Genomic DNA, 16,656 nt, shown 5'->3' with positions numbered 1-16,656 from the left:
ATTAATGGCGACTCATTTCAAGTGTTGTCAGGAACGTTAAATTTGGGGGTTCGCTTTTCGCGAAACGCAGCCACGCCTTCGGTGTGTGCCGGGGTGCCAAGAGTTGACAAGAAAGCGCCCTCTTCCCAAGCCAATCCGTCGGATTGGTTCATTTCATCGACCTTATTGACGGCCTCACGGGCGAGTTCGACGGTGGATTTGTCAAAACCGGCAATTGTCGCCGCTTCTTTTAGCACAGCATCGATAAGCTCATCATCCGGGAAAACTGCCGCAACCAAACCACAAGCCTCTGCTTCTTCAGCGTTCATCATTCTTGCAGTCAAATGCATTCGCATCGATTTCGTCCGGCCAATCAGGCGAGTCAAGCGTTGCGTCCCACCCATACCGGCGATCACACCCAGCTTAATCTCGGGCTGGCCAAATTTGGCGGACGCGCCAGCCAATATATAGTCGCACATCATCGCAAGTTCGCAGCCACCGCCAAGGGCATATCCTTGGACAGCGGCAATCTTTGGTGTCTTGAAAGCGGCAAATGCACTCCAAGTCGCAAACGGACTGACTGCGTTCTCCGTCGTGCCGGACCGACCCCTTATTTCGGCACCTGCCGCAAAGGCCCGTTCGTTGCCAGTGATGACAAAACAACCCACTGACGGGTCGGCATCCAGTGCAGTCAGCGCATCAACGACATCCTGCGCCAAGCCTTCACTGAGCGCGTTGAGCTGTTTGGGGCGGTCCAAGGTGATAAGAACCACCCGATCATGACGTGAAATCTTGATATTGGCAGGCATTTCGCGACCTAAATCCTTATTCGACCCATGTAATAACGTCGTCCAAAGCCGCACGCGGTGTGCGAAATTTGTTGGCGACATGATCGGGATCTTCATAGCCAAACGAAATGCCGCACACGACGTTGCGCCCGGGATCAATGCCCAAGTGGTCCTTTACGAACCCTGAATTCCGCGCTATCGCCGCCTGCGCAATTGATGCGACGCCGTGACTGCGTGCAACACCCAAAACCGACGACACATATCCACCGCAATCAATCGCACCATAAGTGCCAAAATCAGCGACCGAAGTGATGATCGCCATGTGCGGCGCACCAAAACCGTCGAAGTTCGCCATCATCTGGGCCTTGGCCTGCGCCTTGTCTTCGCGGCCGATGCCGACACTTTTATAAAGTTGTAAACCACAGGCGCGACGGCGATCTTGATACACACCATCATAGGAGGTTGGGAATGGAAAATCCGGCGAGGCTTCATTTCCGGCAACGTCCCCTTGCAAAGCGGCCCCGAACTTTCTGAGCGCGTCGCCAGAGACAATTGTGACTTCCCAAGGCTGCATGTTGCTCCAAGACGCGGTTTTTTGCGCGGTGGCGAATATTTTCTCGATGACGTCCTTTGGCACCGCTTTATCAAGATACGCGCGGCAGCTGTAGCGTTCGGACAGGATTTGATCGAAAAGTTCAGCCTGAGTTTGTGTCGACATGTTTAGTCCTTTTCTGAAAATTTGTGAATTTAATAGGGCCGGATCAGGCGTGGAAACTTTTGTTCGTTTCGGCCATCTCACGTAGGAGGATTGGAACTGCGAAGCGTTCACCGTGTTCCTGTTTCCAACGATCGCAATCGGCGACAAACGCCTCTAAACCATAGGAATCTATATAGGAAATGACGCCGCCCGTATGCTTGGCAAAGCTCCAACCGAACACGGACCCGACGTCCGCATCTCGCGGGCTGTCAATAATACCTTCATCAAAGCAGCGCGCAGCTTCCAGTGCTTGGACATGTAGTAAGCGTTTTGTAATATCTTCGGGGTCGGCCTTCGTCGCTCCGCCAAAGGCTTCCGCAACACCCGCCCAAAGGGTCTTGGCATCTCCTGTTGGGTAGTCATAAAACCCGCCGCCGCCTTTGCGGCCTGTGCGTTTTTTGCCTTCGGCCATTTCTTTCAGGGTTTCAAATTCTCCACCAGGGGCTTTTCCATAATCCTGCTGTTCTTGGCGTCTGACCTGCAACATCAAATCCATACCAATCTCATCCGCCAATGTCAGCGGACCAACTGGCATGCCAGACAAGCGGCCACAATTTTCGATCAACGCTGCTGGAACCCCTGTGGACAGCATGATCAAACCTTCGTTCATATAACTGCTGACGCAACGGCTCGTAAAGAAACCCGGGCCGTCGTTCACGACAATTGGCATTTTTTTGAACAGTTTGCCGATATCCATTGCCTGAGCAAGCGTTTCTTCCGAAGTCTCTTTGCCGCGAATAAGTTCAAGTAACGGCATTCGACCCACCGGGGAGAAAAAGTGCATGCCGATAAAGCGGTCAGGTCGTGGAGAGCTTTCGGCCAGTGACGAGATCAGAATTTTGGACGTATTAGACGCGAACAAAATATCCGCCCCTGTCACTTCCAACGTTTTGCGCGTGATATCGGCCTTGACCGCCTTGTCCTCAAACACGGCTTCGATAACAGCTTCCGCACCAGCCAATTTCGCGAAATCTGGTGTTGCCGTGATCATGCTTAATGCATCAACAGCGACCTTTTCTGACATCCAGCCGCGCGCAACCTGCTTGTCGAATGTCGCTTTCACGCGGTTACGCCCGGCGGTTGAAGACGCCTCATCGCGATCAAGCAAGACCACCTCGATCCCAGCCAAGCTGGCAATTTCAGCGATACCTGATCCCATTAGGCCAGCTCCAAGCACACCAATTTTCGCGGGTTTGAAGCGATCAAAACCATCTGGACGTGTCGAAAGCTTGCGCACCTCATTGACGCCAAAGAACATTGTGCGGATGGTATTTTGTGCGACCTCGCCAATCAGCAAACCGATAAACCGCGTAAACTCGATGGCCAGACCAGCATCAAACGGGACGCGAACGCCTTCAAAGACTGAAGACAATATCGCTTGCGGAGCGGGGCTAAGGTTCTTGGTCGCCTTTTCGACTTCGGCACCCTTGGCGACAAAGTAACGGTGCAGCGCCATACTATCCGCCGCATGTCCCGGCAGAACGAATCCTCTTTGGTCCCAAGGCTGCAGGCACGGGCCATCTTGTGCCAAAATCCAAGTTCTGGCAGCTGTTAAAAGTTCATCGCGTTCAACAAGGTCATTCACAAAGCCAAGTTTGTGGGCCTCGGCTGGTGAAACGCGCTTGCCACTCAATATCAAATCCAGCGCCTTCTCAACGCCAATCAGGCGGGAAAGTCGCTGCGTCCCACCAGCGCCTGGCAAAAGTCCCAATGTAGCCTCGGGGAGTCCTAGCTGGGCCTCTGGACGGTCTGCAGCAATCCGGTGTGTACACGCGAGGCAAATTTCTAGGCCTGCCCCTAATGCAGTTCCATTGATCGCTGCAACGCTTGGCTTGCCAGATTTCTCCAACCGCCGCAGCGCATCACGCATTGGACTCATAGTTTTCATGACTTCGGCAGGATCCCCACCCCGCATCGATGTCAAAAATGTCAGGTCTGCGCCCGCGATAAATTCGTTGCGCACAGACGTGATGATGACACCGCGCACATCTTCATCGGCAATGACTTCGTCGATCCGTGAGATCAATGCGATACGCGCATCCGGGGACATCACGTTTACCGCTCGATCAGTCATATTCCAACTGAGCGTCGCAATTCCGTTAGTGTCTACATTGTATTCCAGCATCATATGCTCCCGCAAAATTCAAACTCACTTGCAATGACTTCAATAATGATATATCAATACCATTAAGTAAAACACAATTGCGATATCGAATCTCTCTTTCATTTCGCTGAAACATCAAAAGGAAATACTATGACGACTATTGCTGTCATCGGCACCGGTGCCATGGGTCGCGGAATCATCCAATGGGCCGCCGAAAGCGGAGCGACTGTGCTTGCCTATGATCAAGCAGATGGAGCGGCTGACAAGGCAATCAGCTTTGTCGTTGGTTTGTTGGATCGGGCGGTCACGAAAAATCGAATTTCTCAAGATGTCAAAGACGATCGAGTGAGCCGTATCAAACCCGTGAGCGACCTGAGCGATTTGGCTTCGGCAGACGTTGTCATCGAAGCAATCCTCGAAGATCTAGATATCAAGCGGGCCCTGTTCAAAGAACTGGAAGCCGTTGTTGGCCGTGACACCCTGCTGTGCACCAATACGTCTTCTTTATCAGTGACCTCAATTGCCTTTGGGTGCGAACATCCTGATCGCGTTGCTGGACTGCATTTCTTCAATCCTGTTCCGTTGATGCGCGTTGTTGAAGTGATCAGCGGTGAACGCACCGATCCAAAGGTTGTTCAGATTCTTTTGGACATCGTTAAGCGCACCCAGCATCACCCCGTGATTTGCTCGGATAATCCGGGGTTTGTCGTGAATCACGCGGGTCGCGGACTTTATACCGAAGGCCTGCGCATCGTTCAGGAAACGGTCGCCGAACCGGTCGATGTGGATCGGATCATACGGGGGTCTTTGGGACTTCCCATGGGGCCATTCGAACTTTTCGACCTCACGGGTTTGGATGTGTCTGGGCGGGTTCTGCACGAAATTTACGACGCCTTTTATCAAGAGCCCCGTTATCGACCGGCTCCCCTTGTGCGCCGACGCATTGCTGCTGGCCTCTTGGGTCGAAAGACCGGTGCCGGGTTCTATACTTATGTCGATAACAAGCGTGTTGAACCGACAGAACCCCACGCTTCAAATGCCAATGCTGGCAGCTATTTCATTGATGCAAGCGGCCCCGAAGCCGAAACGCTAGCTACTTTGCTGATCGCGGGCGGCGGGACCTTGGCACCTGCAAAAACTGCTGCCACGATTATTGTAGCCCCGATTGGTCGGGATGCGACCACTACATGCATCGACGCTGGGCATGATCCTGCGCGGACATTGGCCATCGATCTGCTGTTCCCAACGGCGCTAAAACAAGGCGGTCGCCAAACTGTCATGACCACTCCGGCCACCGACTCCGCGCGGGTGGATGCACTTGTTGCCTGCCTGTCGCGCGCAGGCCAATCCATAACAGTCATTCAAGACTCTCCAGGATTTGTTGCGCAACGTGTCGCCGCAAATATCGTCAACACCGCATGCGAAATTGCACAAATGGGTATTGCAACACCACTTGATATCAACGCTGGTGTGACTGGTGGATTGGGATATCCCCTTGGCCCACTCGCGCTTGGTGATCAAATTGGACCGCTACGGGTTCTTGAAATACTGGAGAATCTCCAAATCGCTACAGGAGATCCCCGCTATCGTCCAAGCATGTGGCTTATCAGGCGCGCAAAACTTGGTCTTTCTCTAATGCACATCAATGAAAAGAATGAAAAGGAATAACCAAATGTTAACTGACGTCGTAATATGTGAACCCGTTCGCACCGCTGTGGGTCGATATGGTGGGCAATACAAGTCTTTGCATGCACACGAGCTCGGTGCTGCCGTACTGAAGGGGTTGATTGAGCGCACAAACCTGCCGGTCGATGAAGTTGACGATGTGCTGTTCGCCCAGTGTTACCCATCAATGGACGCTCCAGCCCTTGGTCGCGTCGTAGGTTTGGATGCGGGACTGCCTATTGGTATTGGCGGTTTGCAGCTGGACCGTCGCTGCGGTTCCGGTCTTCAGACTGTGATTAACGCGGTGATGCAGGTCGCTACGGGTGGTTCTGATCTAGTCATTGCTGGTGGTGCAGAATCCATGTCAAATGCACCGTTCTATTCGACCCAGAACCGTTGGGGCATACGTGGTGCGAGCGCGTCCTTCGAAGACTCGCTCGCTCGCGGACGGATAACTGCGGGCGGCATCAACTTTCCCGTCGAAGGCGGAATGCTAGAGACGGCTGAAAATCTGCGCGAAGAATATGATATTTCGCGTGAAGAGCAGGATGTGTTCTCTGTTGAATCCCATCGCCGTGCAATTAATGCGCAGAAGAATGGAACGTTCGACGAAGAGATAATTCCAATCGTTGTTAAGACGCGAAAAAGCGAAGAAACGATTACCAAAGACGAACACCCCCGCCCCGAGGCAACGGTTGAATCCTTGGGCAAGCTCAAGGCGCTCCGTCAATCTATTGATCCCAAATCAACTGTGACAGCAGGCAATGCCAGTGGCCAAAACGACGGCGGCGCTGCTTGTATCGTAACGACCAAAGCCAAGGCTGACGAATTGGGTCTCAAGGCCTATGGACGTTTAGTCAGCTGGGCCGTGGCAGGCGTTGCGCCCAATGTGATGGGAATTGGGCCAGTTCCGTCCACTGCCAAGGCCTTGGACCGTGCGGGATTGGCTTTGAAAGATATCGACCTGATCGAACTCAACGAGGCCTTCGCTGCGCAAGTTCTGGCGTGTACGCGCGTGTGGAAATTCGGGGCTGACGATTTCAATCGCATGAACGTCAATGGCTCGGGCATCTCGTTGGGTCACCCCGTCGGCGCGACGGGTGGGCGCATTCTTGCCGGGTTGTTGCGCGAAATGGATCGTCGCGACGCGAAATACGGTATTGAGACGATGTGTATCGGTGGTGGACAAGGCTTAACTGCTGTTTTCGAAAACGTGTCTCAGTAAATTCCCTTTAACGCCGCTTAAGGAAAACCGTAGGCGGCGTTTCGTTTTCTAATAGTGAAAAGTGACCACGCTATGAGCTCGACGTTTAAAGACAGGAAAAAATTTGCCACCGTTCTTGGAAAACGAATGGCCTATATCGATGAAGGCACCGGCGATCCCATTGTATTCGTACATGGAAATCCGACGTCGTCGTTTCTGTGGCGTAACATCATGCCGCATCTATCAGGGATGGGACGGTTGATCGCGATTGATCTCATCGGCATGGGCGATTCTGATAAGCTCGATAACAGCGGCCCGGACAGCTATACAATCAAAGAACATAGCCGATATGTCGCCGAACTGTTGTCACAGCTCGACGTCAAAGATAATGTCACGCTCGTCTGTCACGATTGGGGCGTCGCGCTCAGTTGTCATTGGGCGTTTAATAACAAAGCGGCCGTCAAAGGCATCGCGTTCATGGAAGGGCGCGTCATGCCTCTGCCCACATGGGACTATTTTCCTGAAAAAGCCCGTGCAGGGTTCAAAGCGATGCGCACTGCTGCTGGCGAGGAAATGATTCTGCGGAATAACATGTTCGTTGAAAAGATGTTGCCCGGTTCTGTGATGCGGACTCTAAGCGACGAAGAAATGGACGAATACAAACGCCCCTTTGTCAATCCGGGCGAAGACCGCAGGCCAACGTTGACCTTCCCACGTCAGGTTCCCGTGGAGGGCTTTCCAGAAGACGTCCACGACCTTGTGTCTGACTATAGCCAATGGCTCCTTAAGGACCCGCTGCCGAAATTATTTATCAACGCAGATCCGGGGGTTCTCATCACAGGTCGGGTCCGCGATTTCGTGAGGAGTTGGGAAAATCTGACCGAAGTGACCGTGACGGGCCTGCACTTCATTCAGGAAGACTCGCCCGATGACATTGGCCAAGCGATCCGCAGTTGGCTTTCCGGTTTGTAAGTAAACCTGCTTAAGCGATCTTCTTTGCCAGGTCCGCCTTAAGAATTTTCCCCGATGGCCCAATCGGCAGTTCTTCTTGAAAAATCTCAGATGGAACTTTGTATCCCGCCAGGTTTTTGCGGCAATACCCGCGCAGTTCCTCAAGATTTAAAGTGGTGCCCGCGATACCCTGTACAAAACCGACGATTTCCTCGTCACCTTCAATTTTCCGCCCGACCACGGCGGATTGCATAACACCCGGAAAAGAATTCAACACGCTTTCGACCTCGATCGGATAAACATTGAATCCTGACCGAATGATCAGCTCTTTGCTGCGGCCACAAATATGGTAGGCACCGGTGTCGCCCTGACGCACAAGATCGCCGGTGCGCACCCAGCCGTCGCCAACCATGACTTCGGCCGATGCTTCGGGGTTTTTGTAGTACCCCATCATACGTGAAGGTCCGCGGGCCCAAAGCTCGCCAATCTCGCCCTTGGGAACCTCGTTCCCGTCTTTGTCCATCAGCTTTATTTCGATACCCGGGGAGGGCACACCGATTATATCTCCCGAGGCTTCCATACCGTCCGGCGTTCGGGCAATTGGTGTCATTTCGGTACAACCGTACCCGTTGCTGCACGGTAAGCCGAAGACCGATTTAATCCGACGACTAAGGGCTGGATCGATGGATGCTCCGCCAGATCCCACTACCCGAAGACGAGAGCTGCTCCCGAGATCCATTCCTTCTGCGTCAGCGTAATCCAGAAGTTTGGCGTAGACCTGAGGGACAGCCACAACGAAAGTTACCAAGTCATTCACTATCGCTTTTGCCAGCCCTGCAGGCGTAAATCGTAAAACCAGGATCGCCTCAGCGCCAGCAACGACTGCGCCCATCAAATTTGAACCTAAACCAATCGAAACGCTCAGCGGCGCGACGACATAGACGGAGTCCGCACTCGTTAACCGGCGACTGATAACTTGGCTTGCGCCCTGATAAAGCAGTGACGGATGGCTTTGCATGACGGCTTTTGGGTTACCTGTCGTGCCTGACGTAAACACAACGACGCCGGGCAAATCACCGGTTTCTGGTTCGGCCGTTTCATCAAAAATACCGCTAAATTGACCAACACCTTCAATGTTCATGGGCGTGGCATTCACACTTTGCGCATACTCGGCAGCGGCGGGGCTGTCGGTTGTATAAAGGACACAACGGGGGGCGAAGCGATCTAAGACAACCTCCATTTCGCGTTGGGAAATTCGGGCGTTCACGGGTGCGACGATGCCGCCAGCCGCGCTGACCGCAAAAATGAACACGGCAGTCGTAATACAGTTTTCATTGACAACTGCCACCCGGTCACCCGGTCGCACGCCTTGCCCGACCAACCAGTCAGAAGCGTCGGTGATCGCCTTTCCAAGCTCGCCGTAGGTCAACTGTCGCGTATCGTCGGTCAGGGCGACATGATCAGGTGTTTCACGCATCCATTTCATCGCGGCTTCATGAAACTTTAATGGGGAACCTTCCAAATAGCTTTTGGCGTCCGAGAGCGGAGAAGATACGTGAGGTTGGTTCATTTTTATTCTCCTGAGAACATTTTACTTTAACTTTTTGCGGAACGATCTCGCCTCAGCTTTCGAAGTTCAGCGTGACCGCTTTGGAGTTCGTGAATTCTTCAAGACCGCGCAGCCCATGTTCGACACCAAGGCCTGATTGTTTTCTCCCGCCAAACACAGCGAACGGAGAAAACGCCAAAGGTTCATTGACCCAAACATTGCCGGTGTCGAGGCGTGCAGCAACATCCAAAGCCAAGTCCCTATTTTTGGTCCAAACCGTGGCCGCTAGACCGTATTGGCTAGCATTTGCCCGTTCGATCACGTCATCGGTGTCTTTGAACTTCACCAACGGAAGGATCGGACCGAACTGCTCTTCTTGCATGATCTGGCTATCTTCGGGCGGATTATCGACCAATGTGGGAGCCAAGAAGTAACCCTTGCCACTTGGAATCTCGCTAGGTTGAATAAGCACGAGGCCCTCTGCTTTTGCTGTGTCAAGCATGCCAGTCAGGCTTTCAAATTGCGCTTTGTTATGGATTGGGCCTAAAGCGACGCCATCTGTGGTCCCCGTCGCCACCAACGACCCTGCAACTAGCCTTGTCATTTCGGCCAGAAAGGCGTCGTATATATCTTCGTGCACGTAGCACCGCTTGGTCGCGACACAAACTTGCCCATTGTTGAAAAACGCAGACCGGAACAGCTTCGCCGCCGTGTCGGGTATATCAATATCAGCAAAAACAAGCGCCGGGTCGTTACCACCTAGTTCAAGCGTGAGCCGTTTCACCCCAGCCGATGCGCTGGCCATCACGGCACGCCCCGTAGCGGTAGAACCAGTAAAAGAAATCTTGCCAAATCCCGGATGCGCCGTAATCAACGGTCCAAGAGCGTCACCCCCAGTTATAACATTGATAACACCCGCAGGAAAAACATCCCGCAGGAGTTCGCCAATTTTCAGTACAGTCAGAGGTGCCGTCGGTGCAGGCTTCACCACAATTGTATTGCCCGTCAGAACGGCTGGCAGAATTTTCCAAATCGCCGAGGACACCGGAACGTTCCAAGGCGATATACCCGCCACCACGCCAATTGGCTCGTGACGCACTTCTACCCTGCGCCCGTTCTCGTCCGACACGACTTCTACCGGAAGTTCCAACGTCGCCAAGGACGTGCACCATCGCCTCGACGTATCCATTTCGCGCCGCGCTTCGGCCAATGGTTTGCCGTGTTCTAGCGTGAGCAACTGCGCCAGCTCTTCTTTATTCTCGTTGATGACTTCCGCCGCGTGTACCAATGCAGCCTGACGGTCCGCCCAAGGCGTTGCGGCCCAACTAGGAAACGCGCGCTGCGCAGCCTCAACCGCCGCGTCCAGTTCCGCATTTCCGGCATCAGGCGCGCGACCGATGACATCTTCTGTCGCAGGGTTTATCACGTCAAGAAAAGCCTTGGCACTTGCATCACGCCCACCGATGGTCATGTGGTATTCATGAATCATTTTGTTTTCAGTCCCGTTTTATTTGGTATCAAAACGAAGGACCGCTTTGATGCAGCCCCCAGAATGGCTGTCCTTGATCGCATCATTGATCTGATCAAAAGGGTAGTATGTCACCAGCTTCTCAAGCGGCATTTTCCCGCTCGTGACCAGATAAACAAGTTCGGGCAAAAACGTTTGTGGGTCACTGTCGCCTGCCATGATCCCTTTAAAGGTGTATCCCGCCCCGATCATTGGCCCGATTGATACGGGCAGTGGCGATAGCCTGTCTGTAGGGATACCAATGAATCCGAACATTGCCTTGGGGGCCATCATTTTAACCCCACTCTCAATCGCGCCCAGATTACCAGAAGTATCGAGCACATATTGAACCCCGCCAGGGCTGATCTTGTGAATGTCTTCTGCTGCATCGCTCGCCATTGGATCAATTGCATGGGTCGCACCAAGCTCCTTGGCCAAGTCGCGGCGCACTTTGTTCGGCTCAACCAATATGATCGGCGAACAGCCCACGATCTTTGCAGCCATGACAGCGCTTAACCCAACGGCACCGCCGCCGATCACGGTGATAGAACTGCCTGCCTTCGCCCTGAGCGAACGCATCACTGCGCCGGCACCAGTTTGCACTCCACACCCCAAGGGTGAGAGCAACGCTTCGTCCGCGTCAGCGGGCAGCTTAATCACATTGCGCGCGTTCACATTGGCATGAGACGCAAAGGAGCTTTGGCCAAAGAAGCGCGCGGCAATGTCTGTACCCCCTTCGCTATGGGCAGGTGTGCAGCCTTGCGCATCCAGGCAAGAAAAGTTCAGTGGCCTGTAATTGTGGCAATACGCTGGGTCGTGGCTTGCGCAATTTGGACAATCCCCGCAGTTTTCAAACGTCAACAGAACCTTATCGCCAACACTTAACCCTTCGACGTCAGGGCCTACACTCGCAATGCGCCCCGCCCCCTCATGTCCCAAAATTACGGGAAACGGAGTGCCCATCTTTCCAGTCGCGAATATGAGGTCTGTGTGACAGACGCCAACAGCGGAAATCTTGACCATGACTTGACCGGATGTCGGTGCGTCCAATTCAATCGGTTCAATACTGAAATCAGTGTTTGGCTCATGCAGGATGGCGGCAATGGCGTGCATACTTTGTCCCTTATTCATCGATTCGCTATCTGTCTAAACGTTCCAAACCCCGAGGCAATCAAGTCCGAAGTTACAGCACTTTCTAACTCAACCTTCACCGTCTTCAATTTACGTCCCCCGCCAGCCAAGCGCGCCGTGCATCTGACACGATCACCCTCTCTGAAAGGCGCAATATAGCTGAGGGAAAAAGATACAGTCACAACGCGGCTCGCGCGCTTGCCATTTTCGTCAGAGACAAGTGCGACGCCACAAGCGGTATCCATGATCGTAGCAATGACGCCACCATGCGTTACATTTGAATCGTTCGCGAATTCCGGTTTCCAAGCACAGGTCAGGATGGCGTATCCAAGACCGGATTCTTCAACCTCGATCCCCAACAGCTCCGTAAATCTGCTCATTTTCCCCCAGCTATTTGTCATTTCTTGGCGGCAGGTCTTGCCTTCATCTCTGCCCAATCTTCGTCTGTAAGGACATCCAGGTCGGAAAATGCCGATGCGCGCTTAAGCCAATTACCACCATCGATAACAATCTGTTCACCGTGAATAAAACCTGCCTGATCGCTAAGAAGATAAGCAATGAGATCCGCAAATTCATCATGGCGACCAGGGCGGCCGACTGGAGGGCGGTTTTCCATGTGCTCACCCAAACCCGGACGCGGAAATAGATTTTTCCACGCACCGGGTGTTGGGAATGGGCCGGGGGCAACTGCGACGAACCGAATGCCTTTGGATCCCCATTCCACCGCCAGCGAGCGAGTCATGGCCAAAACGCTCGCCTTAGCCATTGCGGACGGCACCATGTACGGCGCACCAGTAAATGCTGCAGTTACAGTGATCGACAAAACCGTCGCTTTCGTTCCCGCAGCAATCCAACGTTTACCACAGGCCAGCGTCATATAAGCTGTGCCATGCACCACGATGTTCAGAACGGCGTCGACAGCCCGTGGCGACAGTTCTTCGAATTTGGCAGTAAAGTTTCCGGCCGCATTATTCACCAAAATATCGGGCGGCGTGTCGTCCCAGAAGCTGTCCAAAGCGACATCGATTGCTGCAGCATCGCGGATATCGACCGAGGCATAACGTACTCGCTTCCCATAGGCCGCTTCCATTTCCTCTGCCGCTTGCTTGAGCACATCTTCGCGACGCCCCAAGATAATAATTTCGGCACCAAGTTCCGCCAATCGGTTCGCCATTGTGCGACCAAGGCCTGTACCGCCACCAGTAATCAGGGCGCAACGCCCATCGTAAAGACCAGACTTAAACATGTGTTTACCCTTCTTTGAATTTGCGGCTCATCTGGCGCGCGATTATCAGTTGTTGAATTTGTGTAGTGCCTTCGTAGATACGGCTGAGGCGTACATCGCGGTAAAACCGCTCGACCGGATATTCAGCCATATAACCTGCACCACCTAGTATCTGAACCGCACGGTCAGCGACTCGGCCAACCATTTCAGTACAGAACATTTTGGCACAGGCTGCTTCCTCGATGGCTTTGCCTTTTTCATCAAAAACGGACGCTGCGTGTTCGACCATTGTTTTGGCCGCATAATATTCTGTTTGACTGTCAGCCAACATCGCTTGAACGAGTTGGAATTCTGCGATCGGTTTCCCGAATGCTTTACGATCATGGGCGTAACTCAGCGCCTCTTGGATCAACCGTGCCGCCGCGCCGACGGAGGATGCGGCAATGTTCAAGCGACCACGATCAAGTACCTTCATAGCAGTCTTAAAACCCACGCCGGGCGTTCCGCCGATGATTGCGCTTGCTGGTACCCGCACATCTTCAAACACCACGTCGTGCGTTTTGGTGCCACGTTGGCCCATCTTGCGATCCGCGGGCATCACCGTGATACCGGACAAGTCAGTTGGGACAATGAACGCAGATATTCCGGCTGCGCCCTTTTCATCCGGATTGGTGCGCGCCATCAAAGTGAAAATACTCGCGCGGGATGCGTTGGTGATATAGCGCTTGGTGCCATTGATCACATAATCGTCGCCATCAGCCCGCGCTGTCATTCGGATTGCTGCCGCATCCGAGCCAGCGTCCGGTTCCGTCAGGGCGAAAGACGCAGTGATTTCACCTGTCGCCAAACGCGGAAGGTATTCCTGTTTTTGCGTTTCGGTCCCGTCCATGACGATACCCTGCGATCCAATGCCGATATTGGTGCCAAACAGCGACCGGAACGCCGCTGACGTCCGCCCAATACTTTGCATGATCTTCACTTCTTGGACGAGGCTAACCCCCAAACCCCCAAACTCCTCGGGTATCGAAAAACCGGACAATCCCATCTCACGCATATCTTGCACAATATCTGCCGGAATATCGTTTTCAGCTTCAACAATGTCTTCGGCAGGGATCAGCCGTCGGTCGACAAAACGATCAATGCTGTTGAGCACTTGCTGAAATGTATCGTTATCAAGTCCCATAGTCACTTTATCCTCTAAATTTTCATGCGGGCACGGCGTGCTGAACAAAGCGCGCAGACGCAGCCGCCAACGCCTTTTCAGCATCATCAGCCAAGCGTGTCAGAATTGCTGCCGCCGGTTCGCGACGGTCACACCAAGAGGCTGCCGGACCCAAAGACAAAATGCCCTTGGTCCGATCGCCTGTCTTGTAAGCCGGCAATTGGCCCTGTCCACCAACCAGCGGTCCAAGTGTTTCATAATCGCGCACGCCCGACGCCTCGAGCGCTCTAACTTCAGCCGCAGTGTCATTGGCTAGACAGCGATAGGTGTTTTTCAGCGCGCTCAGAACTGTCGTCGAACAAGTTTCGTCCAGCTTTAAGATGTGATCCTTATAGTCTGCGTGTGCCCAGATTTCGTCGGCGACCAGCATTCTGGAGCCGATCAACACGCCGTCCACGCCAAGCGTCAGTGCCGCTGCCAATTGCGCCCCGCTGCCAATACCACCGCCTACAACAACAGGAATATCGACCTGATCCAACGCACGTGCGGCCAAAATCATCGAGGAAATATCAGCTTGCCCCGGGTGTCCACCACATTCCGCGCCCAACAAAACGACAACATCCACACCCGCTTTGGCAGCTGCAACGGCATGACGCACACTTGTTGCTTTGTGCACAACGATGCTATTTGCAGCCTTCAAAGACGGAAGGAATTTCGCAGGGCTATAGCCCGCTGTTTCCACATGCTGAACGCCCTCTTGTGCCAAAATTTCGATCCAACGTGTGAGACGGACGTTTTCTTCCGGTCGCGCCGAGATGTACAGATTTACCCCGAATGGTCGGCCGCCCGTCAATCGACGGCACCGCCGAAGCGCATCCACAAAGTCGGCCTCGTTTGGATAAGAGCGTGGCGTTATGTATCCCATCGCGCCGCCATTGACGACGCCAGCGACATATTCCGCCGTTCCAAGCCACATGAGCCCTCCACAAAGGATCGGCTTCTCAATGCCAAGTTTCTCGGTAAGGCGGGTCTTCAGCACGGAAGCACTCACTTTGATTGCGGGTTACGACTCATATTTCCTATTAAAACACATATATTTCGCTCTGCAAAATATTATTTTGCATTTTAAATTTGCCCACAAGCGGTATTCTTCCCAACTCTAAACCGCTTGAGAACTCGGCGAACATCTGACAGTTAGAATGATAAATCGAGAGGCAGCATGGCAAGACCCCGCAAAACGACATCCCAAGACAACCCAGAATTCGCGAGGTCTTCTCGTCAATTTGTTAAGTCCCTTTCGCGTGGGTTTGAGGTATTACAAGCCTTCATTCCACACGGTAGTCGCCTTGGCAATCAGGAGATATCTTCAAGAACTGGCCTGCCAAAGCCTACAGTTAGCCGCATCACTTATACGCTCGCCGAGCTGGGGTATTTGGTGTATTCGTCTGAGAAAGAAAACTATCGCCTCGGTCCTGGCGTTTTGGGGCTCGCCCAAGCCTTCAGCTCAGGCACCGGCATCGCGGAAATCGCGAACGGCCCGTTGCAGCGACTGGCCGATGAAACCAGAGGAACCACCGCGATCGGTCAGGCCGATCTGGACGACATCGTCTACATCGCAATGCGCAGGTCTGTTTCCCGCATCATGCTTCGACAAAGCACCGGCAGCCGTATGCCGATGGCGACCACTGCAGTGGGGCATGCGTATCTACATGCGCAACCTGACGAAATCCGTGCCGCAAAGGTTGCAAAGCTTGCCGAAATGATGGGCGATCAAAAGGCACGTTTTCTTGAGCTTCATGAACGAACCGGTGAGGAGCTTCGAACGAACGGCTATTGCGTCGTGGCCGGTTTTTGGGAACCGGATATCAACGGAGCAGCCACCGCATTCAAACTGGATGACGGCCAAGGCGTTCTGTCCATGAACATTGGTGGCCCTGCGTTTTGGTTATCCGAGGAAAGCCTATACGGTGAAGTCGGCGAGAAACTTATGCAAACTCGTGAGGCCCTCATCAAAGCCGGTATTCAGAAGTTAAATTTGCTTTAGGCCGCTGGCGTGAAGTTCGCATAAGCCACAATACAAATAAAAGTCCTGTGTTTCTGGTGTTGGGTCTTTTGCTTTGCTAACTCAATGGACTGATAAGCTCAACCTTAGGTTTACCAAAAAGGGGTTTTCACAGTAATATAATAGTATGAACTCAACGATGAGGAGCCCCATGGCGAGCGAAACAGGAAATGCCGGATGCCTTTGTGGCTCTGTCAGACTGCAAATTGACGGTGATCCAGTCGCTGTTACGCAGTGCCACTGCACCGACTGCCAAAAGTCGACTGGCGGCGGCACAGTTTTGGTTGTCATGATCCCCAAATCCAACCTCAATATCGTCAAAGGATCGCTCAAACGCTACTCCAAGGACGCAGACAGTACAAAATCGGTCACGCGTTGTTTCTGCGAAAACTGCGGCACGCCTTTGTATTCAGAACTTGAATTTTATCCCAGTTTATATGCGGTGAAATCTGGGGTCTGGGATCAGGACCCAAAACTTGAACCTGGCAGCGCCGTGTGGACAAGTTCTGCGCCTGAATGGCACCATGTTCCAAGCCATTTGCCCCAGTTTCCAAAGGCGCGCACGTAAGCGC

At 53.2% G+C, this 16,656-nt stretch carries 15 protein-coding genes; 5 read left to right on the top strand and 10 right to left on the bottom strand.

Going from position 1 to position 16,656, the window contains the following annotated elements; translation table 11 throughout:
- Positions 1 to 17 precede the first annotated feature (17 nt).
- From IMCC3135_RS16615 to IMCC3135_RS16605, 3 genes are read right to left on the bottom strand one after another with little or no spacing between them, the layout of a single operon-like run.
- Complete coding sequence (locus IMCC3135_RS16615; protein ID WP_236994800.1) at positions 18 to 869, bottom strand: enoyl-CoA hydratase-related protein; 852 nt, start codon at positions 867 to 869, stop codon at positions 18 to 20.
- Positions 805 to 1,485 (bottom strand): nitroreductase, encoded by a 681-nt coding sequence (locus IMCC3135_RS16610; protein ID WP_088918643.1) that lies wholly within the window; start codon positions 1,483 to 1,485, stop codon positions 805 to 807. The genes IMCC3135_RS16615 and IMCC3135_RS16610 overlap by 65 nt, the downstream gene beginning before the upstream one ends.
- Positions 1,486 to 1,528: 43 nt before the next feature.
- Positions 1,529 to 3,652: a 3-hydroxyacyl-CoA dehydrogenase NAD-binding domain-containing protein gene (locus tag IMCC3135_RS16605; RefSeq protein ID WP_088918642.1), complete on the bottom strand. Its 2,124-nt coding sequence runs from the start codon at positions 3,650 to 3,652 to the stop codon at positions 1,529 to 1,531.
- 126 nt (positions 3,653 to 3,778) lie between these two features.
- On the opposite strand from IMCC3135_RS16605, the gene IMCC3135_RS16600 reads away from it, so the two are divergent.
- The 3 genes from IMCC3135_RS16600 (at position 3,779) to IMCC3135_RS16590 (ending at position 7,469) form a co-directional block, all read left to right on the top strand.
- Positions 3,779 to 5,296 carry a 3-hydroxyacyl-CoA dehydrogenase gene (locus tag IMCC3135_RS16600; RefSeq protein WP_088918641.1) on the top strand — a complete coding sequence of 506 codons (1,518 nt, stop codon included), beginning with the start codon at positions 3,779 to 3,781 and terminating at the stop codon, positions 5,294 to 5,296.
- Entirely contained in the window at positions 5,274 to 6,518 is a 1,245-nt protein-coding gene (locus tag IMCC3135_RS16595) for an acetyl-CoA C-acetyltransferase (protein WP_236994799.1), read from the top strand. The genes IMCC3135_RS16600 and IMCC3135_RS16595 overlap by 23 nt, the downstream gene beginning before the upstream one ends.
- A gap of 72 nt (positions 6,519 to 6,590) precedes the next feature.
- Positions 6,591 to 7,469 (top strand): haloalkane dehalogenase, encoded by an 879-nt coding sequence (locus IMCC3135_RS16590; protein ID WP_088918639.1) that lies wholly within the window; start codon positions 6,591 to 6,593, stop codon positions 7,467 to 7,469.
- Positions 7,470 to 7,479: 10 nt separating this feature from the next.
- Here IMCC3135_RS16590 and IMCC3135_RS16585 read toward each other — a convergent pair whose 3' ends face one another.
- From IMCC3135_RS16585 to IMCC3135_RS16555, 7 genes are read right to left on the bottom strand one after another with little or no spacing between them, the layout of a single operon-like run.
- On the bottom strand, positions 7,480 to 9,018 hold the full coding sequence (locus IMCC3135_RS16585) for a class I adenylate-forming enzyme family protein (RefSeq protein WP_088918638.1): 1,539 nt from the start codon (positions 9,016 to 9,018) through the stop codon (positions 7,480 to 7,482).
- 52 nt (positions 9,019 to 9,070) lie between these two features.
- Positions 9,071 to 10,486, bottom strand: a complete 1,416-nt coding sequence (locus tag IMCC3135_RS16580; RefSeq protein WP_088918637.1) for an aldehyde dehydrogenase family protein — start codon at positions 10,484 to 10,486, stop codon at positions 9,071 to 9,073.
- A gap of 18 nt (positions 10,487 to 10,504) precedes the next feature.
- Positions 10,505 to 11,635 carry an NAD(P)-dependent alcohol dehydrogenase gene (locus IMCC3135_RS16575; protein ID WP_088918636.1) on the bottom strand — a complete coding sequence of 377 codons (1,131 nt, stop codon included), beginning with the start codon at positions 11,633 to 11,635 and terminating at the stop codon, positions 10,505 to 10,507.
- Complete coding sequence (locus IMCC3135_RS16570) at positions 11,632 to 12,015, bottom strand: PaaI family thioesterase (RefSeq protein ID WP_157736050.1); 384 nt, start codon at positions 12,013 to 12,015, stop codon at positions 11,632 to 11,634. Before IMCC3135_RS16570 ends, IMCC3135_RS16575 begins: the two co-directional genes overlap by 4 nt.
- Before the next feature lie 17 nt (positions 12,016 to 12,032).
- A complete protein-coding gene (locus tag IMCC3135_RS16565; RefSeq protein ID WP_088918634.1) occupies positions 12,033 to 12,881 on the bottom strand; it encodes an SDR family oxidoreductase in 849 nt (282 codons plus the stop codon).
- A 4-nt stretch (positions 12,882 to 12,885) separates the two neighbouring features.
- A complete protein-coding gene (locus IMCC3135_RS16560; protein WP_205738090.1) occupies positions 12,886 to 14,130 on the bottom strand; it encodes an acyl-CoA dehydrogenase family protein in 1,245 nt (414 codons plus the stop codon).
- Entirely contained in the window at positions 14,066 to 15,061 is a 996-nt protein-coding gene (locus IMCC3135_RS16555; protein ID WP_205738089.1) for an NAD(P)H-dependent flavin oxidoreductase, read from the bottom strand. Before IMCC3135_RS16555 ends, IMCC3135_RS16560 begins: the two co-directional genes overlap by 65 nt.
- A gap of 180 nt (positions 15,062 to 15,241) precedes the next feature.
- Here IMCC3135_RS16555 and IMCC3135_RS16550 point away from each other — a divergent pair, with 180 nt between their 5' ends.
- Both IMCC3135_RS16550 and IMCC3135_RS16545 read left to right on the top strand, forming a co-directional pair.
- A complete protein-coding gene (locus tag IMCC3135_RS16550; RefSeq protein WP_088918631.1) occupies positions 15,242 to 16,066 on the top strand; it encodes an IclR family transcriptional regulator in 825 nt (274 codons plus the stop codon).
- Positions 16,067 to 16,235: 169 nt separating this feature from the next.
- Entirely contained in the window at positions 16,236 to 16,652 is a 417-nt protein-coding gene (locus IMCC3135_RS16545) for a GFA family protein (protein WP_157736049.1), read from the top strand.
- Positions 16,653 to 16,656 lie beyond the last annotated feature (4 nt).

Origin of the sequence: Granulosicoccus antarcticus IMCC3135 (assembly GCF_002215215.1) — a bacterium.
GTDB classification, from domain to species: Bacteria; Pseudomonadota; Gammaproteobacteria; order Granulosicoccales; family Granulosicoccaceae; genus Granulosicoccus; species Granulosicoccus antarcticus.
The sequence above is the reverse complement of the archived record's forward strand: the minus strand, read 5'-3'. Positions and strand labels throughout refer to the sequence as shown.